This window comes from Actinopolyspora mzabensis (assembly GCF_900101095.1).
Classification (GTDB): Bacteria; Actinomycetota; Actinomycetes; order Mycobacteriales; family Pseudonocardiaceae; genus Actinopolyspora; species Actinopolyspora mzabensis.
Genome location: NZ_FNFM01000010.1, coordinates 218,796 through 238,960 on the forward strand (window position 1 = coordinate 218,796; position 20,165 = coordinate 238,960).

19 protein-coding genes and 1 tRNA gene are annotated in these 20,165 nt (G+C 68.6%); 13 read left to right on the forward strand and 7 right to left on the reverse strand.

The window, feature by feature from the left end:
* Positions 1-7: 7 nt before the first annotated feature.
* From BLR41_RS17795 to BLR41_RS22940, 4 genes are all read right to left on the reverse strand, one after another.
* Positions 8-256 (reverse strand): hypothetical protein, encoded by a 249-nt coding sequence (locus tag BLR41_RS17795; RefSeq protein WP_092630182.1) that lies wholly within the window; start codon positions 254-256, stop codon positions 8-10.
* 190 nt (positions 257-446) lie between these two features.
* Positions 447-674 carry a hypothetical protein gene (locus BLR41_RS17800; RefSeq protein WP_092630185.1) on the reverse strand — a complete coding sequence of 76 codons (228 nt, stop codon included), beginning with the start codon at positions 672-674 and terminating at the stop codon, positions 447-449.
* Entirely contained in the window at positions 667-870 is a 204-nt protein-coding gene (locus BLR41_RS17805; RefSeq protein WP_092630188.1) for a hypothetical protein, read from the reverse strand. The genes BLR41_RS17800 and BLR41_RS17805 overlap by 8 nt, the downstream gene beginning before the upstream one ends.
* Positions 867-1,085 (reverse strand): hypothetical protein, encoded by a 219-nt coding sequence (locus BLR41_RS22940; protein ID WP_176798028.1) that lies wholly within the window; start codon positions 1,083-1,085, stop codon positions 867-869. Before BLR41_RS22940 ends, BLR41_RS17805 begins: the two co-directional genes overlap by 4 nt.
* 133 nt (positions 1,086-1,218) lie before the next feature.
* Between BLR41_RS22940 and BLR41_RS17810 the strand changes: the two genes are divergently transcribed.
* From BLR41_RS17810 to hrpA, 5 genes are all read left to right on the forward strand, one after another.
* Positions 1,219-2,085, forward strand: coding sequence for a helix-turn-helix domain-containing protein (locus BLR41_RS17810; RefSeq protein ID WP_092630190.1), 867 nt, complete (start codon positions 1,219-1,221; stop codon positions 2,083-2,085).
* A complete protein-coding gene (locus BLR41_RS17815; protein WP_092630193.1) occupies positions 2,069-2,260 on the forward strand; it encodes a DUF397 domain-containing protein in 192 nt (63 codons plus the stop codon). The genes BLR41_RS17810 and BLR41_RS17815 overlap by 17 nt, the downstream gene beginning before the upstream one ends.
* Positions 2,261-2,525: 265 nt before the next feature.
* Positions 2,526-3,308, forward strand: a complete 783-nt coding sequence (locus tag BLR41_RS17820) for an enoyl-CoA hydratase/isomerase family protein (RefSeq protein ID WP_092630197.1) — start codon at positions 2,526-2,528, stop codon at positions 3,306-3,308.
* 12 nt (positions 3,309-3,320) lie between these two features.
* On the forward strand, positions 3,321-4,505 hold the full coding sequence (locus BLR41_RS17825; protein ID WP_092630200.1) for a THUMP-like domain-containing protein: 1,185 nt from the start codon (positions 3,321-3,323) through the stop codon (positions 4,503-4,505).
* A gap of 129 nt (positions 4,506-4,634) precedes the next feature.
* On the forward strand, positions 4,635-8,594 hold the full coding sequence (gene hrpA, locus BLR41_RS17830; RefSeq protein WP_092630202.1) for an ATP-dependent RNA helicase HrpA: 3,960 nt from the start codon (positions 4,635-4,637) through the stop codon (positions 8,592-8,594).
* Positions 8,595-8,945: 351 nt separating this feature from the next.
* Here the strand turns inward: hrpA and BLR41_RS17835 are convergent, their stop codons facing one another.
* Positions 8,946-9,785 (reverse strand): DegV family protein, encoded by an 840-nt coding sequence (locus tag BLR41_RS17835; protein ID WP_092630205.1) that lies wholly within the window; start codon positions 9,783-9,785, stop codon positions 8,946-8,948.
* Between the two features lie 290 nt (positions 9,786-10,075).
* Here BLR41_RS17835 and BLR41_RS17840 point away from each other — a divergent pair, with 290 nt between their 5' ends.
* The 8 genes from BLR41_RS17840 to BLR41_RS17875 all read left to right on the forward strand — a co-directional run bounded on the left by BLR41_RS17840 (position 10,076) and on the right by BLR41_RS17875 (position 19,035).
* Entirely contained in the window at positions 10,076-10,858 is a 783-nt protein-coding gene (locus BLR41_RS17840; protein ID WP_176798042.1) for an electron transfer flavoprotein subunit beta/FixA family protein, read from the forward strand.
* A gap of 169 nt (positions 10,859-11,027) precedes the next feature.
* Positions 11,028-11,987, forward strand: coding sequence for an electron transfer flavoprotein subunit alpha/FixB family protein (locus tag BLR41_RS17845; protein WP_092630208.1), 960 nt, complete (start codon positions 11,028-11,030; stop codon positions 11,985-11,987).
* A gap of 200 nt (positions 11,988-12,187) precedes the next feature.
* Entirely contained in the window at positions 12,188-12,973 is a 786-nt protein-coding gene (locus BLR41_RS17850) for a GNAT family N-acetyltransferase (RefSeq protein WP_092630211.1), read from the forward strand.
* Positions 12,970-14,046, forward strand: a complete 1,077-nt coding sequence (locus BLR41_RS17855) for a lysophospholipid acyltransferase family protein (RefSeq protein ID WP_218120218.1) — start codon at positions 12,970-12,972, stop codon at positions 14,044-14,046. The genes BLR41_RS17850 and BLR41_RS17855 overlap by 4 nt, the downstream gene beginning before the upstream one ends.
* A complete protein-coding gene (locus BLR41_RS17860; protein WP_218120219.1) occupies positions 13,961-15,364 on the forward strand; it encodes an MFS transporter in 1,404 nt (467 codons plus the stop codon). Before BLR41_RS17855 ends, BLR41_RS17860 begins: the two co-directional genes overlap by 86 nt.
* Positions 15,361-16,584, forward strand: coding sequence for a cysteine desulfurase family protein (locus BLR41_RS17865; protein WP_092630214.1), 1,224 nt, complete (start codon positions 15,361-15,363; stop codon positions 16,582-16,584). The genes BLR41_RS17860 and BLR41_RS17865 overlap by 4 nt, the downstream gene beginning before the upstream one ends.
* Before the next feature lie 2 nt (positions 16,585-16,586).
* Complete coding sequence (mnmA, locus tag BLR41_RS17870) at positions 16,587-17,675, forward strand: tRNA 2-thiouridine(34) synthase MnmA (protein ID WP_092630217.1); 1,089 nt, start codon at positions 16,587-16,589, stop codon at positions 17,673-17,675.
* Between the two features lie 322 nt (positions 17,676-17,997).
* Complete coding sequence (locus BLR41_RS17875) at positions 17,998-19,035, forward strand: methionine synthase (RefSeq protein WP_092630220.1); 1,038 nt, start codon at positions 17,998-18,000, stop codon at positions 19,033-19,035.
* Between the two features lie 192 nt (positions 19,036-19,227).
* Here the strand turns inward: BLR41_RS17875 and BLR41_RS17880 are convergent.
* Positions 19,228-19,300 (reverse strand) — tRNA-His (locus BLR41_RS17880).
* 128 nt (positions 19,301-19,428) lie between these two features.
* Positions 19,429-20,076 carry an oligoribonuclease gene (gene orn / locus BLR41_RS17885; RefSeq protein WP_092630223.1) on the reverse strand — a complete coding sequence of 216 codons (648 nt, stop codon included), beginning with the start codon at positions 20,074-20,076 and terminating at the stop codon, positions 19,429-19,431.
* Between the last annotated feature and the right edge of the window lie 89 nt (positions 20,077-20,165).

The window sequence follows — 20,165 nt, forward strand, 5'->3', positions numbered from 1 at the left end:
TGGCTCCTTACAGGGCAGTGGTGTAGTCGCGCGTATGGTCGGAAGCCAGCGTCATGGCCTGCAGGGCTTCGCCGGTCTTCTCATGGGCCAGGCTGAGCCGTCCCAGCGCCTGCCGCACGTGCACCTGGTCGGAGCCACTGGCCACCTGCCACAGCTGACAGCGGAGTTCGTCGAGCTTGGTTTCGGCCTCGGACAGTTCCGGGACGGGCACGGTGTCGGTGATCTGTCGCAGCCGGTCGCGAATGTCGTCGAGCATCACGGGATCTCCTACCAGTAGGGGACGACACCGAGGGCGTATGAGCGGGAGCGGCGCAGCCGTCCTGGTGATTCGTGTGTCTCCTGCGGGGATTGGAAACCGCCCGGCCGGACGGGGAAGGGGAGAGACCGGCCGGGCGGTGGACGGCCCGGCACCGGAGGTCGGGGTCTCGACGGTGTCGGGCCGTGGCTTACATGGCGCGCAGACCTGCGAGGACGCGGGCGAGCAGGTCCGGGTCCGCGCCGTCGAGCGCGAGCGGGCTGTCCGCCGTGGGCCGACCGGGTAGGTCGCTGCTTCCGGGACGGCGTTTCGTCACGGCCGACAGCGGCAACGTGCCACGCCAGTGCGAGAACCGGGCCAGCCCGAGGGCGGGCATGATCTCGGTCAGCGCCGCGTCGGCCCGGACCTCGTCAGGCATCGGTGTCGCCGTCGACGACGTTGGTCCCGTCCAGCTCGTCGGCGTAGCGCCGAAGGTGCTCGGTCATCCGCTCGAACACCTCGGCGGCCTCGCGGCACTGCCGTCCGGTGGCCAGCCGCCCGGCGATGTCGTGCGAGAGCTGTTCCATGCGCCACTGCTCGTGCGCGACCCACATCGCGAACTCGCCGGGACTCATGCCCGTTCTCCCGCCCGGATCGCCGCGTCCAGCACCGCGCGCAGGTGTCGGGCCTGCGCGAGCGTCCACCGTGTCCGGTTGTAGACCGTCGGCGTGTCTATCTGGACCACGGTCGGCGTGTGCGGCGATATCCACACCCGCACCGACCCCGGACCACCCTCATGAACACACCTCGCCCGCTCGCCGGGGTCGGAAAAGTCATATCTCTGCGGCATGTTCGTGTCCCTTCCTGCAATAGAATCAGTAACCAGATTTGGTACGTGTACCAGAGTGATTTACTCATCCAACTTAGGCAATTCCCTAAACAGGTGATGGTGCACAACCACCCGTTGTGGATACGGTTGTTACATGGCACGTAACAGCGGCGGGACACCGAAAGCGCGAGCACTGGGTGCTGAGCTGCGGGAAATCCGGGAGAACGCGGGGTTCACTCTGCGAGCCGTGGCACGCGAGCTCGAAACCAACCACGTCAAAGTCCAGCGATACGAAACCGGTGCCACGGTTCCGAGTCCGGAGCTCGTCGCCGCGTACCTCGGAGCGCTCGGCGTATCAGCGGCCGAACGCGAACGCCTGGTCGAGATGGCTCGCGACGCCGATCAGCCCGATTGGTTGTCGACCGGGTCGTCCGGGCCGCGCAAGGAACTCACCACGCTCATCGAGTTCGAGCGCAGCGCCAGTCGCATCACCGATGTCGCCACCGGTGTGATCCCTGGACTTCTGCAGACCTCGGATTACGCACGCGCCATTATGCGTATGCTGCCCGTCGACGAGCGTGAGCAGCGCGTCCTCATGCGTATCGGACGGCGTGAAATCCTCACCACGCGAAACGCTCCGCACTTCGTGGCGATCATCACGGAATCCGTGCTCGATGATCCGATCGGAGGCCGTGAGGTGATGGTCGAACAGCTGCGCCACCTGGCAAAAACGGCTGACGCGGACAATATCGAGATTCGTATCCTGCGTAGCGGCGCGACCATGTGGCATCCGGCGCACATGGGCTCGTTCATCCTGTTCGAGTTTCCGAAGGCAACGCCGATCGTGCACATGGAGCAGTACCACTCATCGGTGTCGTTGCACACCCCGGGCAACGCTCACGCCTACCAGGAAGCGGTTACTAATCTGCACGAGGTGGCGATGAGCCCCGATGCCTCCGTGGAGTTCATCGCCAGCCGTGCAGACGAAATGGAGGATGACAGCAATGACGGCACATCCTGAAGGCTGGCGCAAGTCCAGCCGTTCGCATCAGCGGACGAGCTGCGTCGAGATCGGCCGCATCGGCAATGGCGCGGCGGTGCGTGACACCAAGGACCGCTCCGCCGGGTACTTCACCACCACCGGCATGCAGTGGGCCGCGTTCATCGACGCCGTCAAGAACGAGCGGTTCGAGTGATCCGGTAGTCCGGTGACCGAGTGGCCCCGGTACGCGCTGAATCACGCTGCGGGGCCACTCGGTTCCTGCTGTGCTTCGAGCGGAGTGCCCGGTGGCACTACGTCCCGGGCTCGAACCGCCGCGCGGTCAGCGCTGCCCGGAGCGAGTCCGGGTGCGGTGGTTGTGACCGAGGCCACGGGCGCGGCGGGTGTTCCAGCGCGGTAGCCTGCGGCACCGTTCGTGGTTGGATCAGCGCGTTTTCACAGGCTTTCAGGAGGTTTGCGACGTGGGTGAGTTCGTCGGGCTCGAAGTGGACGGCGGCATCGGCACGATCCGGCTGGATCGGCCCAAGATGAACGCGCTCAACAGCCAGGTCGAGCGCGAGATCCGGGAGGTGGCCAACGAGGCCGCCGAGCGGGACGACGTGCGTGCGGTGATCGTCTACGGCGGCGAGAAGGTGTTCGCGGCAGGTGCCGACATCAAGGAGATGTCGGAGAAGTCGGCCACCGAGATGGCGAGCAAGGAGCGCAGCGGGCTCTCCGCCGCGTTGACCGCGGTGGCCGAGATTCCCAAGCCCACCGTGGCCGCCATGACCGGATACGCGCTCGGGGGCGGTTTCGAGCTGGCGCTCACCTGCGACCGCCGCATCGCAGCAGAGGGACTCAAAGTGGGGCAGCCCGAGATCCTGCTCGGGGTGATCCCCGGCGCCGGCGGCACGCAGCGACTGGCTCGGCTGGTCGGGCCGAGCAAGGCCAAGGACATCGTCTTCAGCGGCAGGTTCGTCGAGGCGCAGGAGGCGCTGTCGATCGGTATGGTGGACGAGATCGTGGCCGCCGAGGACGTCTACGCCGCCGCGCGCCGCTGGGCCGAGCAGTTCGTCAACGGCCCCGTGCACGCGCTCGCCGCGGCGAAGCGGGCCATCGACGAGGGGCTGGAGGTCGATCTGCACACCGGACTACGGATCGAGACCCACCTGTTCACCTCGCTGTTCGCCACCGAGGACCAGAAGATCGGGATGCGCTCGTTCATCGAGAACGGTCCCGGCAAGGCCGAGTTCACCGGCAACTGATCCGGCGGCATCGTGGCATACCGGTTCGACCCCTCCGACGTCGCGTTTCTGCGTTCCGCACCGGGACGGCAGGCGCTGGAACGCGTCGCGCGGCTCCCGCTGACCGACTCCTCCCGGCTGTCGGACACGGCAGCAGCCCGGGAGGTGGCGGGTGAGCGGTACGCCGCGGCGGTGCTGGAGACCGTGGCGCTGCGTCGCAGGGCCGCCGCCAAGCTGCGCGACGCCGCGGACTGGTTGTTCACCGACACCGCGTTGCAGCAGGCCACGACCGGTTCGGTCGCCGCGCACCGCGCCGCCCGGCTGGTGGGCAGGGACGTGCACGACGTCACCTGTTCCATCGGGGCGGATCTCGCGGAGATCGCGCCGCTCGCCCGGAGCCTCGTCGGTTCCGATCGCGACGAGGTGCGGCTCCGCATGGCCCGCGGCAACCTGGCGGCGCGCGGGGTCGAACCGGTGCTGGCGCGGGCGGACGCACTGCGACCGGTGACCACGGCGACAACGGTGGTCGCCGACCCGGGCCGCCGCGACGGCGCGGGACGCAGGAAGTGGAGCCCGGAGGATCTGGAACCGCCGTTGCGGGAGCTGGTCGAGACCTACCGGGACCGCGACCTGGTCGTGAAGTGCGCGCCCGGACTGGATTTCGAGGCGGTGCCGGAACGGGCAGAGATCGAGCTGGTCTCGCTGGCCGGGCAGGTGCGTGAGGCGTCGCTGTGGTTCGGCGGACTCGCCGAACCGGGGGTTCGTCGCGGGGCAACCCTGCTCGACGAGTCGGGCGGGACGAAGCTCCGCCTCACCGACGCCGAACCGGACGACTGCCCGGAGCGGTCGATCGGGGAGTGGTTGGTGGATCCGGACGGCGCCGTCGTGCGTGCCGGGCTGGTCCGGCAGTACGCCGCCCGGTACGGCCTGGGGCAGCTCGACCACCGCATCGCCTACCTGACCGGCGAGACACCACCACCGGGCGTGCGGGCGTTCCGAGTGCTCGAGCACGGCAAGTACAACGAGAAGAGCCTGCGCGCGCTGCTGCGCGGCCACGGGGTCGGGCGGCTGGAGATTCTGGTCCGCGGCCTGGACGTGGATCCGGACGCCCTGCGCCGGAGGCTCAAGCTCTCCGGCGACGCGGCGGCCACCGTGGTGCTCACCCGCGTGGGCAGGACCCCCACGGCGGTACTGTGCCGTGCCGAGACCGGCTGGTAACGCCCGTTTCCGCCCGGCCTCTGCCGATCGGCCCGGCTGGCACGGCGCGGCCGTCGCCGGGCCCGTGACGTGTGATTCGTGAAGCACGGCGGCGTGCCGCCCGCCGGGATCTCTATCCTGGAGAGAGTTATGGCCACTGCACCCGTTCCGCCCTCGCTGTCCGAGCTCCGCGACCGCCTCACCGAACTCATGCCGCAGGACCACCGGCGGCTGCGGCGGCGCATCGAAGGCGCGCACAAGATCCGCGACCAGGAGGCGTTGCACGGCGTCGCGTCCGAGATCTCGGATGACATTACTGCCGCGCACGAGCGTGTCACCCGCCGCAGGGAGCAGGTTCCCGAGATCACCTATCCCGCGGAGCTTCCCGTCACCGGGCGGCGGGAGGACCTGATGAGCGCGATCCGGGACAACCAGGTGGTCATCGTCGCCGGGGAGACCGGTTCGGGCAAGACGACGCAGCTGCCGAAGATGTGCCTGGAGCTGGGCCGCGGGATCCTCGGTTCGATCGGTCACACCCAGCCGCGCAGGCTCGCCGCGCGTACCGTCGCCGAGCGGATCGCCACCGAACTCGACGTCGAGGTGGGCGGCGCGGTCGGATACCAGGTTCGGTTCACCGAACGTGCCGACGAGGACACACTGGTCAAGCAGATGACCGACGGCATCCTGCTCGCGGAGATCCAACGGGACAGGCTGCTGCGACGTTACGACACGCTGATCATCGACGAGGCCCACGAACGCAGCCTCAACATCGATTTCATCCTCGGCTACGTAAAGCAGATCCTGCCCAAGCGCCCCGATCTCAAGGTGATCATCACCTCGGCCACCATCGATCCGGAGCGGTTCTCCAGGCACTTCGACGACGCGCCGATCGTGGAGGTCTCCGGCCGGACCTATCCGGTCGAGGTGCGGTACCGACCGCTGGTCGACGACTCCGACGAGCTCGAGGACGTCGAGCGCGACCAGATCACGGCCATCGGCGACGCGGTGGACGAGCTGTGCGCCGAGGGGCCCGGCGACATCCTGGTCTTCCTCAGCGGTGAGCGGGAGATCCGCGACGCCGCGGAGGCGCTGGAACAGCGCAAACCGCCTCGAACCGAAGTGCTCCCGCTGTACGCGCGGCTGTCCTCGGCCGAACAGCAGCGCGTTTTCCAGCGGCACTCCACGCGGCGCATCGTGCTCGCCACCAACGTCGCCGAGACCTCGCTGACCGTGCCGGGCATCAAATACGTCATCGATCCCGGCACCGCGCGGATATCCCGCTACAGCTTCCGGACCAGGGTGCAGCGGCTGCCCATCGAGGCCGTCTCGCAGGCTTCGGCCAACCAGCGCAAGGGGCGCTGCGGCCGCGAGTCCGAGGGGATCTGCATCCGGCTGTACTCCGAGGCGGACTTCCTGGCCCGGCAGGAGTTCACCGATCCGGAGATCCTGCGCACGAATCTCGCCTCGGTGATCCTGCGGATGACCTCGCTGGGGTTGGGCGAGGTGGCCTCGTTCCCGTTCGTGGAACCCCCCGACCGGCGGCAGATCACCGACGGGGTGAACCTGCTGCACGAGTTGGGTGCGTTGGAGCAGTCCACCAAGCGGGGCAAGCAGGACAACCAGCGACTGACCAAGGTCGGGTCGAAGCTGGCGCAGCTGCCGATCGACCCGAGGCTGGCCAGGATGATCGTCGAGGCCGAGGTCAACGGGTGCGTGCACGAGACGATGGTCGTGGCGGCCGGACTGTCGATTCAGGACCCCAGGGAACGTCCCACGGAGCACCAGCAGGCCGCCGATCAGCAGCACGCCAGGTTCAACAACAAGCAGTCCGACTTCCTCGCCTACCTCAATCTCTGGCAGTACCTGCGTGACCAGCGCAGGGAGCTGTCCGGGAACCAGTTTCGGCGCATGTGCCGCAACGAGTACCTGAACTACATCCGGGTGCGGGAGTGGCAGGACCTCTACAGCCAGCTGCGGCAGATGGTCAATTCGCTCGGAATCTCGATCAACGACGAGCCGGCCGACGAGGACCGGGTGCACCAGTCGTTGCTGGCCGGCCTGCTATCGCACATCGGGTTGAAGGACACCGAGCGCAAGTCCGGCTCCAACCGCCGTTCCGGCACCGAGTACCTCGGCGCACGGGGTGCGAAGTTCGCGATCTTCCCCGGCTCGGCGCTGTTCAAGAAGCAGCCGCAGTGGGTCATGGCGGCCGAACTGGTGGAGACCTCCAAGCTCTGGGCGCGCACCGTCGCGAAGGTGGAGCCCGCCTGGATCGAGCGCCTGGCGGGGCACCTGGTCAAGCGGCACTACAGCGAACCGCACTGGGAGAAGGACAAGGGTGCGGTGATGGCCTATGAACGGGTGACGCTCTACGGAGTTCCGCTCGTGGCAGGTCGCAAGGTCAACTACGGGCGGGTGGAGCCCGAACTCTGCCGTGAGCTGTTCATCCGGCACGCACTGGTGGAAGGCGACTGGGAAACCCGGCACGAGTTCTTCCACACCAACCGCGCGCTGCTCGCGGAGGTCGAGGAGCTGGAACAACGCGCCCGGCGCCGCGACATCGTCGTGGACGACGACGCGCTTTACGACTTCTACGACCAGCGGGTCGGTGCCGAGGTGGTTTCCGCACGTCACTTCGACACCTGGTGGAAGAAGGTCCGGCGGCAGCAGCCAGACCTGCTCACCTTCCCGAGGTCGTTGCTGTTCAACGAGACCTCCGCGAACGTGACCGACACCGACTACCCGGACTTCTGGCAGCAGGGCAGGCACCGGCTGCGGCTGAGCTACCAGTTCGAACCAGGCAGTGACGCCGACGGGGTGACCGTGCACGTGCCGGTGGCCGTGCTCAACCAGCTCAGCCCCGCCGGTTTCGACTGGCAGATTCCCGGGCTCCGGGAAGAGCTGATCACGGCGTTGCTCAAGGCGTTGCCCAAGCAGTGGCGGCGGGAGTTCGTACCGGTTCCCGACCACGTCAGAGCACTGCTGGCGCGGCTGCGACCTTACGAGGGGCCGCTGCTCGAAGCGCTGTCCACCGAGCTTCGTCGCATGACCGGGGTCAACGTTCCGCTCGATGCCTGGGATCCGCAGCGGATTCCCGACCATCTGCGGATGACCTTCCGAGTGGTGGAGGGCGACGAGAACAGCGGCGAGGAACGCACCCTCGCGGAGGGCAAGGACCTCGAGGAACTCTCCGAACGGCTGCGTCCGCGGCTGCGGGCCGAGATATCGGCGGCCGCGGAAAGCATCGAACGGCACGGGCTGCGGGAGTGGGACTTCGGCAAGATTCCCGGTACTTTCGAGCGGCAACGGAACGGTCAGGTGGTCAAGGCCTACCCGGCGCTGGTCGACGAGGGCGACAGCGTCGGCATCCGTGCTTTCGACACGGTCGCCGAACAACGTGACCAGCAACGTCGTGGTGCCCGTCGACTGGTGCTGTTGAACCTGCCCTCACCGGTGAAGTTCCTGCGGCGCCGACTGACGAACTCGGCGAAACTGGTGTTCGGTCGTAGTCCGCACGGGGATCCCGAGACTCTTTTCGAGGACTGCATCGCCTGTGCCGCGGACGCGCTCATCGACCGAGCCGGGGGAGTGCCCGAGGACCAGGATGCCTTCACCGCTGTGGTGCAGCAGGTACGTGAGGGGCTGAACGAGACCTCCGCACGAGTCCTGTCCACGGTGGAGCAGATACTTGCCACCCAGCAGCGGGTGGAGGCCGAACTGGACGGCACACGCTCGCTTTCCGCCGAGGCAGCGGAGGACATCCGTACCCAACTGTCCAACCTGATCTACCCCGGGTTCGTCACCGACACGGGGTGGTGGCGGTTGGCCGATCTGCGACGCTACCTCGAAGCCGTCTCCTACCGGTTGCGGAAGATCGCGCAGCATCCCGGCCGGGATCGCGATCTGATGGAGCGGGTACGCGGCGTGGAGCAGCGTTACCAGGAGATGCTCGATTCCGTGGGTGACGGCAAACCGGTGGGTGAGCGGCTCTGGTCGATCGGTTGGATGATCGAAGAACTGCGGGTGAGCTACTTCGCGCAGGAACTGGGAACACCGCACTCGGTCTCGGAGAAGCGGATACACCGGGCCATGGACAAGCTCCAACCCTGATGCGTTTTGACCGCCCGGCGCCCTGCGTTGATGTTCGGGGTTCGCCCTGCACTGGTGATTGGGGCTCGGCTTTCGAAGCACCAAGGGCGCGGCGATTTCTCGAGAAATCGACGGGCCACCAGCGACGACGAGTAGCCGCACTCCCACCACTTCCGCGGGCCGAGCCCCGCCCGCCCTCGCAGCAGGACCGACCGCGGGTTCTCCGTGGAGTGCCTCGCGAGGACGGCCGGGGACGTTGTGTAGGTCGCTACCCGATGTCTCCGGTACCCGCAGCGAGGCGCCCACGGAGGTTCCGCCACGCAACCACCTACGCGGGGTCACCTACGCGGGGTGAGAGACCAGACTTCGGCCTCACGCGGGGGTGATCGTGATTCCCACTGCACCGGGGCCGGCGTGCGCGCCGATGATCGCGCTGGTCTCCTCCAACAGCGGTTCCCGCTGCGGTGTCAACCTGCGGTTGAGCTTTTCCAGCACCCACTTGGCGCGTTCGGGTGCCTGAAAGTGCTCCGTGGCGAAGTCGACCCTTCCGGATCCCGTCCGTGTCGCCTGCTCCACTGCCTTGCGCAGCACCCGTTCCGGTCCGATTCCCTTGGTCATCTCACGCAGTTCGCCGTCGCGCATCACCAGCAGTGGTTTGATCGACAGTGCCCGTGCGAGGGTGGCCTGCCCGCCGCTGACCCGTCCGCTGCGCCGCAGGTGCTCCAGGGTGTCGACGTAGACCATCTCCGTGGTGCCGTTCAGCCGCAGGTGCAGCAGCTCCAGCACCGCGTGCACGTCGGCCCCTCGGGTGGCTGCCTCGGCCGCCGCGATCACCGGTAGGCCGAATCCCAGTCCGCACATGCCGGAGTCGACCACGTGCACCGGCACGCCGACCTCGGCCGCCGCGGCGCGTGCGGCTTCGCAGGTGTCCGAGAGCCTGCCGGAAAGGTGCACCGAGACGATCGCCTCGACACCCTCGTTGACCGCGTCCGCGTAGTTCCAGAAGAACGCGGGAGCTGGCGGGGCGGCGGTGGCCACCGGTCGTCCCGATCGCATCGCCTCGGCGAGTCTGGCGTGCGGCACGCGTCGCTCGTCGTCGCTTTCCCCGTCGATGGTCAGGTCCAGCTGCACTACCGTGATGCCCAGTTCCTCGGCGAGGCCGGGTGGGATCGATGCGGTGGAGTCCGTAACGATTGCGACGCGTCGATTCATGCTTTCAGGCTAGCGTTGATCACCTGTTCGTATGAGTACCCGTGCAGTGCGGGTTACGCTCGAGCGATTCGCTGTGCGGCGCCCCGCGGGGGAACGGGCTCGCGGAGTGAGTACCGTCACCCCCGTATCCGGGTTACGCTGGGGCTACCGGCCGGTAACATCCATGGTGGTTGGCGTCACTGTGCTTTTCACGGGGCTACGTGGCAAGGTCAACCTTCCCGGGGACATGCCGCGCCGGGACTACTCAGCCAGGAAGCCGTCAACAGTCCGCAGGAGGTCGGAGAGGGCCCATGAATATTGTCGTCCTGGTGAAGCAGGTGCCGGACACGTGGTCCGAGCGCAAGTTGTCCGACTCGGATCACACGTTGGATCGGGCATCCGCCGATGTGGTGTTGGATGAGATCAACGAGCGGGCCGTTGAGGAGGCATTGCTGGCCAAGGAGGCCCACGGCGGTGAAGTGACCGTGCTGTGCATGGGCCCCGAGGGCGCGTCCGACGCGATTCGCAAGGCACTGTCGATGGGTGCCGACAAGGCCGTGCACCTCACGGACGAGGCGTTGCACGGTACCGACGCGGTCGGCACGGCCAAGGCGCTGGCCAAGGTGATCGGTACGCTGGATTCGGTGGACATGATCATCGCAGGTAACGAGTCCACGGACGGACGCAGCGGTGCCGTCCCGGCGATGTTGGCCGAACTGCTGGGCTGGCCGCAGCTCACCTACGCGCGCTCGCTGTCGGTCGACGGATCGACGGTCTCGATCGAACGCGAGACCGACGCCGGGGTGGCCAGCGTGCGCGCCGAGCTCCCCACCGTGGTCAGCGTCACCGAGAAGATCAACGAACCGCGGTACCCCTCGTTCAAGGGCATCATGGCCGCGAAGAAGAAGCCGGTTTCCACCCTGGCGCTGGCCGACGCCGGTATCGAGGCCGACGAGGTCGGACTGTCCGGCGCGCTGACGCAGATGGTCTCGTCCGCGCCCGCGCCGCCGAAGGAAGCAGGCCAGCAGGTCACCGACGAGGGCGACGGCGGCACCCGCATCGTCGAGTTCCTGTCGGGCAAGAACCTCGTCTGAGAGTTCCTCACCGCAGGGGGTTCGGTTCCGCTGCCGTTCCGGCAGGGTGCCGCGTTCCGGCGCCCACACGACGATTCTCGGCGGTTCGCGCGGGTGGTCGTGACAAGTCCGGATCGTTTCGAGTCGTGGTGTGTTTCGGCTTCGGTCGCGTTTGAGAAGGGCGTTATCCATGTCTGAGGTTTTGGTCCTCGTCGACCACGCGGGTGGCGAGGTCAAGAAGGTTACGTACGAGATGCTCACGGCGGCCCGCCGGCTCGGCGAGCCCGCCGCGGTGGTCACCGGCGGTCCCGGGGCCACCGACAAGATCGCCGATGCGTTGGCTTCGGCCGGCGCCGCCAAGGTTTACACGGCGGAATCGGCCGACATCGACGACTACCTGGTCACGCCGCAGGTAGACGTGCTCTCGACTCTCGTCGAGCGCGTTTCCCCCGCGGCGGTGCTGCTGTCGGCCAGTGTCGACGGCAAGGAGGTCGCGGGCAGGCTGGCGGTGCGCACCGGCAGCGGACTGCTGTCCGAGGTCGCCGACATCGATTCCGACGGAGTGGCCGACTACTCGCTGTTCGGCGGCTCGTACCAGGCGAGGGCGAAGGCCGCTTCCGGTGCTCCGATCGTGTCGATGCTGCCGGGCAGCGTCGAGCCGGAGACGCTGGACGGCGGCGGTGTGCGCGAATCCGTCGAGGTTCCGGGCACCGACTCGGGCAAGTCCGGTGCCGTCACCGGCAGGCAGCCCGCGGAATCGGGAGACCGTCCCGAGCTGACCGAGGCCAACGTGGTGGTTTCGGGCGGCCGTGGTGTCGGCAGCGCGGAGAGCTTCGAGGTGATCGAGAAACTCGCGGACTCCCTCGGCGCCGCCGTGGGTGCCTCGCGTGCCGCGGTCGACTCGGGCTACTACCCCGCCCAGTTCCAGGTCGGGCAGACCGGCAAGACGGTCTCCCCGCAGCTCTACCTCGCGTTGGGGATCTCCGGTGCCATCCAGCACCGCGCCGGGATGCAGACCTCCAAGACCATCGTGGCCGTCAACAAGGACGCCGAGGCGCCGATCTTCGAGATCGCCGACTTCGGCGTCGTCGGCGACCTGTTCAAGGTGGCCCCGCAGCTGACCGAGGAGGTCGGCAACCGCAAGGGCTGACGACCGCTCGTTCCGCGGCGTCCTCGGGGGCGGGGAGACCGGCCGGTCTCCCCGCCCCCGAATACTGTCGGCCCCGCTTGCTGTTGGCCCTGCTCCCGACCTCCGGTGGGCCTCGGGTACCCGTCATTCACCCGAAGTTCTCGTCGCGTCCGTCCGGTGCCACTGTCGGTGGTCGCACGGACCCGGCTACATCTGCGGACATGGCCGATACAGCGCGATCCGACGCCACGTTGCTGGCCGTCACCGCCGGGCGGGACCGGAGCGGAGCCGATCACTACTCATTACTTCTGACCAGGGAACCAGCCGAGATTCGAGCCGCCCAGCGGCTACGCCACCGGGTGTTCGCCACCGAGATGGGCGCCCTGGTGCACCAGGACGGGACCGGAGTCGAGACCGATTCCTTCGACGAGTTCTGCGACCACCTCGTGGTGCGATCGCAGCGATCGGGCGAAATCGTCGGCACCTACCGGATGCTGCCGCCCCGGCACGCCCGCGCAGCCGGGAGGCTCTACTCCGACGAGGAGTTCGACCTCACCGCCCTGGCGCCGCTGCGCTCGGATCTGGTGGAAACGGGGCGTTCCTGCGTGCATCCGGACCACCGAACCGGGGCGGTGATCGGTCTGATCTGGGCCGGTATCGCTCGTTACCTGCTGTTGCACGGTCATCGTTGGCTCGCCGGCTGCGCCTCGGTGTCGCTGCGGGACGGCGGCACGTCGGCCGCCGGGGTGTGGCAGGCGGTTCGCCGCCGTCACTACGCGGCCCGCTCCCACCGGGTTCGGCCCTACCGCCCCTGGCCCACTCGGACCGTGCCCGCTCCGGAGCGTGTCCGGCTGCCACCTCTGCTGCGCGGGTATCTGCGGTTGGGAGCCCGAGTGTGCGGCCCACCCGCACACGACCCGGAATTCGGCGTCGCGGACTTCTTCGTGCTGCTGGACTCGCACGACATCGACCGGCGATACCTCGAGCGCTTCCTGGGGGACTCGTGAGCGGGGGCGACACCTGGACACCGAACTCGCCGTGCGACACGTCCTGCCTCCCCGACCGCGGGTCGCTGCCCCGCGCCACGTTCACCTGCCGACTGCGCCGGGTGCTGGGGTTGGCCGTGCTGCTGGTGTACGGGGCGATGCTCGCGTCGGCCATGCCGGTGTTGCCCGCGAGCCTGCGGCGTATCGCCGCCCGAACGTGGTTCACCGGCGTCCTCGCCGCCCTCGGCGTGCGGCTGCGAGTGCGCGGTGCTCCGCCACCCCGCACGGGCACAGCCGCGGGGGCACTGGTGGTGGCCAACCACGTTTCCTGGTTGGACGTGCTCGCGCTACAGGCGGTGTGCCCGATGCGCCTGTTGGCCAAGGTCGAGGTGCGCCACTGGCCGTTGCTCGGGAGGCTGGCGGTGCGGGCGGGCACGCTGTTCATCGAGCGGGAGCGTCCCACCCGGTTGCCGGCCGCGATCGGTTCCGTCACCGAGGCACTGCGCCACGGACACGTGGTCGGTGCGTTCCCGGAAGGCACGACTCGATGCGGTCGTGCGTCCGGGCAGTACCGCTCCGCCGTCTTTCAGGCGGCCCTGGAAGCGGGGGCGCCGGTGCGGCCCGTCGCGCTGCGATACGAACTGATGAGTGGGGAGCCCACCACCGTTGCCGCGTTCGTCGGCGAGGACACCCTGCTGGCTTCGCTGCGCGAGGTCCTGGCGGTGCGCGGTCTCGTCGTGGAGCTGATCCAGCTGCCGTCCCCCGGTGCCCCGGCCACCGCTGCGCCGGGGATGTTCGACCGCGAGCCCGGTGCGGTCGTGCTCCACGCTCCCGTGCGTACCGCTTCCCAGCGGGAAACCATCGGCTACGCCGCCGCACGGCGGGACGCTTCCGCCGCACGACGGGCACTGGCCTCCTACTGCGCCCGGGTCGTCACCGAAGCGTGTGAGCCACGTCCTCCGGGAAACCACTGGACTTGCACCGCGGTGGAAGTCGCAACATCGTGCGGTGACCGATCGGAACGATCCTTGCGAGACGACCGCCACGACGGAACCGGAGCCCGAAAGTCCACTGTGGTCAAAGCGGTACCGTAACTTCACCATCGGCCTACTGCTGGTGGTCACGTTGGTCGCCTTCGAGGCGATGGGTGTGGCGACGGCACTGCCCACCATCGCCGCCGAACTGGACGGACAGCGGTGGTACTCCTGGGCGTTCACGCTGTTCATGGCCGCCAGCGCCGTCGGAACCGTCTTCGCGGGGCGGCTCGCCGACCGGCACGGACCCGCGCTGCCGCTGCTGCTCGCGCTGCCACTGTTCGCGGCGGGACTCCTGCTCGCCGGAGCCGCGCCGAACATGTCCGTGTTGCTGCTCGCCCGGGCTCTGCAGGGGCTGGGCGGGGGCAGCATCGCCGTGCCGCTGTACGTGATGATCGCCAGGGTCTATCCCCAGCGACACCACCCCAGGGCGTTCGGCGCGATGTCCGCGGCCTGGGTCCTTCCCTCGCTGCTCGGGCCCGCCCTGTCTGGTCTGATTACCGAACAGCTGCACTGGCGGTGGGTCTTTCTCGGGCTGGCGCCGTTCGTGCTGCTCGGGGCGGTGCTGCTCGCCCCCACCATTCGGCGCGCGGGGAGCAAGCCCGAGACGCGGCCCACGGCCAGACCCGGACTGCTGCCCGCTGCGCTCGGCGCCGGGTTCGGCACAGTGGTGCTGAACTGGAGCGCCGACCATCCCTCGTTGCTCTCGGCGGTGCTCGGCGTGGCTGCGACCGTCTCGCTGTGGGTGTGTATTCGGGTGCTGCTGCCCACCGGGACGCTCTCGGCCCGGCCGGGCATCCCGGTCATGGTGCTGGCGCGTGGGCTGCTGGCCGGTGTCTTCTTCACCGCCGAGGCCTTCATCCCGCTGGTGCTGACCGTCGTGCACGGCTATTCGGCGATGTTGGCCGGAATTCCGCTGACCGTGGCCTCGCTGGGGTGGTCGTTGGGGTCCTTCTGGCAGGGCAGGCAGGGGCGCTTCAGCAGGGAGCACCTGGTGGCGTCCGGGTTCGTGCTGGTGGTCGTGGGCGTGCTCGGTGTGGCGCTGCTGGCACCGGAATGGGGAGCGGACCGGGCGATCTTCCTGTTCTGGTCGATCGCGGGTGCCGGTATGGGGGTGTCCGTCTCCAGCACGGCCGTGCGGGTGCTGGGGCTCTCGGACCAGGCCGAACGAGGGTTCAACTCGGCCGCGTTGCAGATCTCCGACATGCTCGGACAGGCCCTGCTGATCGGCTTGGGAGGGGCGCTGGTGAACCTGCTGGCCAGTACTCGGGAACCGACCCTGGGCGTGGCCGTGCTCGCGGGGCTGCTGATGGTGACGGGCTCGCTGGGTGCGCGCCTGGTGGCGCGCTCCCGAGGGATTATCCTGGACGGGCGATGACGTACCTGGACCATGCGGCAACCACCCCGATGCGTGCGGGCGCGATCGAGGTCATGACCGAAGCGCTCGCCACACTGGGCAATGCCTCGTCCCTGCACACCTCCGGCAGGCGAGCTCGTCGTGCCGTGGAGGAGTCCCGCGAGGACATCGCGGCCGCACTCGGCGCTCGCCCTTCCGAGGTGCTGTTCACCGGTGGGGGCACCGAGAGTGACAATCTCGCGGTGAAGGGCATCTTCTGGGGTCGCAGGGACGCCGATCCGCGGCGTCGTCGGGTGCTCGCCTCCGCCGTGGAGCACCACGCGGTGCTCGACACCGTGGAGTGGCTGGCGGAGCACGAGGGAGCCGAGATCACCTGGCTGGAGGTCGACTCGCACGGCAGGGTGGCCCCCGAAGTGCTGGAGGAGGCGGTCCGTCAGGCCCCGGAAGAGGTGGCGCTCGTCACCGTGATGTGGGCCAACAACGAGGTCGGCACGGTCAACCCGATTCCGGAACTGGCGGAGGTGGCCGTCCGGTACGGCATACCGCTGCACACCGACGCCGTCCAGGCCGTTGAGACGCTGCCCGTGGACTTCGAGTCCTCCGGGGTCTCGGCGCTGACGATGACCGGGCACAAGATCGGTGGTCCCTACGGCGTGGGGGTGCTGGTGTTGGGCAGGGACGTCAGCTGCACGCCGCTGCTGCACGGGGGTGGCCAGGAGCGCGAGGTCCGTTCCGGCACGCTGGACACACCCGCCGTGCTGGCCCTCGCCAGTGCGCTGCGCGAGGCGGTCGACCGGCGCGAGCACCACGCGGCGGAGCTCGCCGCCCTGCGGGACGAACTGATCGAGGGGGTGCGTTCGGCCGTGCCGGACGCGGTGCTCAACGGCGATCCGGGTACCGTCGGGGGCGGTCGGTTGCCGGGGAACGCGCACTTCACCTTCCCCGGCTGCGAAGGGGACAGCCTGCTGATGCTGCTCGACGCCAACGGCATCGAGTGCTCCACCGGATCCGCGTGCACCGCCGGTGTCGCCGAACCCAGCCACGTATTGTTGGCGATGGGCGCCGACGTGCGGGTCGCCCGGGGGTCGCTGCGGCTCACGCTCGGACACGATTCGACCCGCGAGGACGTCCGTGCGTTCCTGGACGCACTGGAACCGGCCGTGAGGCGGGCCCGCGGCGCCGGGCTCTCCGGTTTGAGCAAGACTTCGGTGGGATCGGCCACCGCGCCTACGGAGGTGTGAGGGTGCGAGTACTCGCGGCGATGAGCGGCGGTGTGGATTCGGCGGTTGCTGCCGCCCGAGCTGTGGACGCGGGGCACGACGTCACCGGCGTGCACCTGGCGCTGTCCGCCAAACCGGGGACGTTGCGGACGGGAGCCCGCGGTTGTTGCACCGTGGAGGACTCCCGCGACGCGCGGCGTGCCGCCGACATCCTGGGGATTCCGTTCTACGTCTGGGACTTCGCCGAGCGGTTCAGCGAGGAGGTCATCGAGACCTTCGTGGGCGAGTACGCCGCGGGACGTACTCCCAATCCGTGCATGACCTGCAACGAGAAGATCAAGTTCGAGGCGTTGCTGGAGAAGGCCGTCGCGCTCGGCTTCGACGCGGTCTCGACGGGCCACTACGCCAGGCTCTCGCAGGAGTCGGGAGTGCCGGAGCTGCGCCGCAGCAGGGACGAGGACAAGGACCAGTCCTACGTGCTCGCCTCGCTTACACCGCAACAACTGCGGCACGCGATGTTCCCGCTGGGCCACTCGCTGAAGTCGGAGGTGCGCGAGGAGGCGGAACGGCGCGATCTCGCGGTGGCGCAGAAACCGGACAGCCACGACATCTGCTTCATCCCGGACGGCGACACCAAGAAGTTCCTGGACTCCAAGTTGGGTGAACGGCCGGGCGAGATGGTCGACGCCGACTCGGGTGAGGTACTCGCCGAGCACTCCGGGGTGCACGGTTTCACCGTGGGGCAGCGCAAGGGACTCGGCATCGACAAGCCCGCCGCCGACGGGCGGCCGCGTTACGTGCTCTCGCTGGAGCCGGTTTCCGGCACTGTCGAGGTCGGTTCGGCGGAACGGCTCGCGGTTACCGAGATCGAGGCGGACCGGCCGATCTGGCCCTCCGAGAGCCCCATCGACGGTCCGACCGAGTGCGTGGCCCAGATCCGCGCCCACGGCGAGACCGGGAGAGCCGTGGCCGAGACGACCGACGAGGGAGTCCGGGTGCGGCTTCACGAGCCGATGCGCGGTGTGGCTCCCGGGCAGTCGGTGGTGCTCTACCGGCCCGAGGAGGCGGGTGATCTCGTGCTCGGCAGCGCCAAGATCTCTGGCACCCGGTGAAATTGTGACGTCGCCTCGGTCAGCGGGGCGGTGCGGGTGGCGGAACCTCTCGCACGGCTCTCGCTGCGGGGCCGGCGACATCGGGTAGCGACCTACACAACGTCTCCGGCGTCCTCGCGAGAGCCGCACGGGAGAACCCGCGGCGGTGCCGACCGCGTGGGTGGTTGTTCGGCGTTCGTCACGCCGAAGTGACCACGACAAAACGTGGACACCACCCGCGAGTGCGGTGAAGCTTGATGACTCCCGGTGTGGATCTGCTCCCATGAGAAACGCCTGATTCCCGTTTGGCGGATGGCGCGAACTCGGTTGCGAGAATGGTCCCGTGACGCAGCCACAGCCCTGGAAACCCGGTACCGCGACCGCCATAGGCTCCATGCCCGGTACCGACCCGCTGGAAACCACCCGGATCGTGGCGGGGGAACTGCCCGAACTGACCCCGATGCCGGAACTGCCCGCTCGCGGTGTGGGTGGTGACATGCTGGGGCGCACCGCCGGGATGCTGCCCGACCTGGCTGTCGAGGTCGTACCTTCCGGTTACCGGGTCGCACGCACGGCGGGCCGCGACCAGCGACGGGCGGTGGACCTGCTCCGCTGGGACCTCGATGCCCTGGAGGAAGTCACCGCCGCCGACACCGAACCCCGGCTGATCAAGCTGCAGGTTGCAGGTCCCTGGACGCTGGCCTCGGGTATCGAACTGGAGCGCGGACACCGCGTGCTCACCGACCACGGCGCGTTGCGCGACTTCACCGAGGCACTGGTGGAAGGGGTTCGCGAGCACGCCGCGCTGGTCGCCGAACGTACCGGTGGACGGCCCCTGCTACAGCTGGACGAACCGACGTTGCCCGCGGTGCTCTCCGGTGAGCTGCCCACTCCATCCGGTTACGGAACCGTTCCGGCGTTCCCGGAGCCCGAGGTGCAGCGGCTGCTCGAGTACACCATCGATCGGTTGGGTGAAGCCGTGGCACGACCGGTGATCGTGCACTGCTGCGCGGCACGGCCGCCCGTTCGGTTGTTGCGCCGTGCCGGCGCCGGGGCGCTGAGCCTGGACGCCGGGACGCTGGAGGCCTGCTCCGAGGAGTTCGCCGAAGAGGTCGGCGAGGTGATCGACGCCGGGATCTCCGTGCTGCTGGGCATGGTTCCCACCAGCGAGCCCCGGCGCGAGGCGTCGCTCCGCGAACTCGTGGAGCCGGTACGCGCCTTCGTGACCAAGCTGGGCTTCTCCGAGCGGGTCCTCGCCGAACAGGTGGTTCCCACGCCCACGTGCGGTCTGGCGGCGGCTTCACCGGGCTGGGCGCGCCGCGCGCTGGAACTCACCGGCGGGCTGGGCAGGATGCTGCCCGAGCGCTTCCCCGAGAACTGACGGCTCCGACGGACCGGAAGCCGACGCCCGAGGACCGCGGGCGGCCACTGGGGCGGTCCCGAGCTGCCGGGTGAACCGGACCGGGGCCCGCTCCGGTCCGGCGTGCCTCGTGGGAACGATCCCGTGAACGCCCTCCGGTACGAAAACGGCGGTCCCGACACCGGAAACCGACGTCGGGACCGCCTCCTGCGGGGTGAGTGACGGGATTCGAACCCGCGACTCCTGGGACCACAACCCAGTGCTCTACCGCCTGAGCTACACCCACCGTGCTCACCCGGACTCATCACCGGGCAACGGATCCCATCCTAGCGTGGCCGGTTTCCGGGCTCGCAACGGGATCCCCTTTTGCCGATCGTGTTCTCGATTTCGCTGCGCAGCCGGACGTGGCGAAGGTTATTCCTCCTCGAGGCGCCGCTTCGCCCGTTCCGTGCCGCCGACCTGCTCCTCGGCGAGCAGCTCCGCCGCGATCTCCTGGGCCTGTTCGCTGGAAGGTCCCGGCTGCGGGACGAACGCGGTCCGCCGGTAATAAGCCAGTTCCCGGATCGATTCCCGCACGTCCGCGAGTGCGCGGTGCGCCAGCCCCTTCTCCGGCTGGGCGTAGTAGATACGCGGATACCACCGGCGACACAGCTCCTTGACGGAGGAGACGTCCACCATGCGGTAGTGCAGGTACTGGTCGAGTTCCGGCATGTCCCTGGCGATGAAACCGCGGTCGGTGGCGATCGAGTTCCCCGCCAGCGGTGCGGACCGCCCGTTCGGCACGTGCTCCCGCAGGTACTCCAGTACCCGCTGCTCGGCCTGGGCGAGGGTCACCGTGGACCGGCGCACCTCCTCGGTCAACCCGGAGTTGTCGTGCATCTCCCGCACGACCTCCGGCATGGTTCGCAACGTCTCCTCATCGGCGTGGATCACGACGTCCACACCTTCGCCGAGGATGTTCAGGTCGGCATCGGTGACCAGGGCGGCGATCTCGATCAACGCGTCCTTGCCGAGCTCCAGCCCGGTCATTTCACAGTCGATCCACACTAGACGATCGTTCACCGGGATCAGCCTAACGCGCCACGGTGGGTGCACGCGAAACCGCCGGTGCGTCGTCACCACGTGAATCACGCCACAGAACCCGTGACATG

Excerpts from the sequence above, each read along its gene's own strand:
- BLR41_RS17795 (WP_092630182.1), bottom strand. The coding sequence starts at position 256 with ATGCTCGACGACATTCGCGACCGGCTGCGACAGATCACCGACACCGTG.
- BLR41_RS17800 (WP_092630185.1), bottom strand. The coding sequence starts at position 674 with ATGCCTGACGAGGTCCGGGCCGACGCGGCGCTGACCGAGATCATGCCC.
- BLR41_RS17805 (WP_092630188.1), bottom strand. The coding sequence starts at position 870 with ATGAGTCCCGGCGAGTTCGCGATGTGGGTCGCGCACGAGCAGTGGCGC.
- BLR41_RS22940 (WP_176798028.1), bottom strand. The coding sequence starts at position 1,085 with ATGCCGCAGAGATATGACTTTTCCGACCCCGGCGAGCGGGCGAGGTGT.
- BLR41_RS17810 (WP_092630190.1), top strand. The coding sequence starts at position 1,219 with ATGGCACGTAACAGCGGCGGGACACCGAAAGCGCGAGCACTGGGTGCT.
- BLR41_RS17815 (WP_092630193.1), top strand. The coding sequence starts at position 2,069 with ATGACGGCACATCCTGAAGGCTGGCGCAAGTCCAGCCGTTCGCATCAG.
- hrpA (WP_092630202.1), top strand. The coding sequence starts at position 4,635 with ATGGCCACTGCACCCGTTCCGCCCTCGCTGTCCGAGCTCCGCGACCGC.
- BLR41_RS17835 (WP_092630205.1), bottom strand. The coding sequence starts at position 9,785 with ATGAATCGACGCGTCGCAATCGTTACGGACTCCACCGCATCGATCCCA.
- BLR41_RS17840 (WP_176798042.1), top strand. The coding sequence starts at position 10,076 with ATGAATATTGTCGTCCTGGTGAAGCAGGTGCCGGACACGTGGTCCGAG.
- BLR41_RS17845 (WP_092630208.1), top strand. The coding sequence starts at position 11,028 with ATGTCTGAGGTTTTGGTCCTCGTCGACCACGCGGGTGGCGAGGTCAAG.
- BLR41_RS17850 (WP_092630211.1), top strand. The coding sequence starts at position 12,188 with ATGGCCGATACAGCGCGATCCGACGCCACGTTGCTGGCCGTCACCGCC.
- BLR41_RS17865 (WP_092630214.1), top strand. The coding sequence starts at position 15,361 with ATGACGTACCTGGACCATGCGGCAACCACCCCGATGCGTGCGGGCGCG.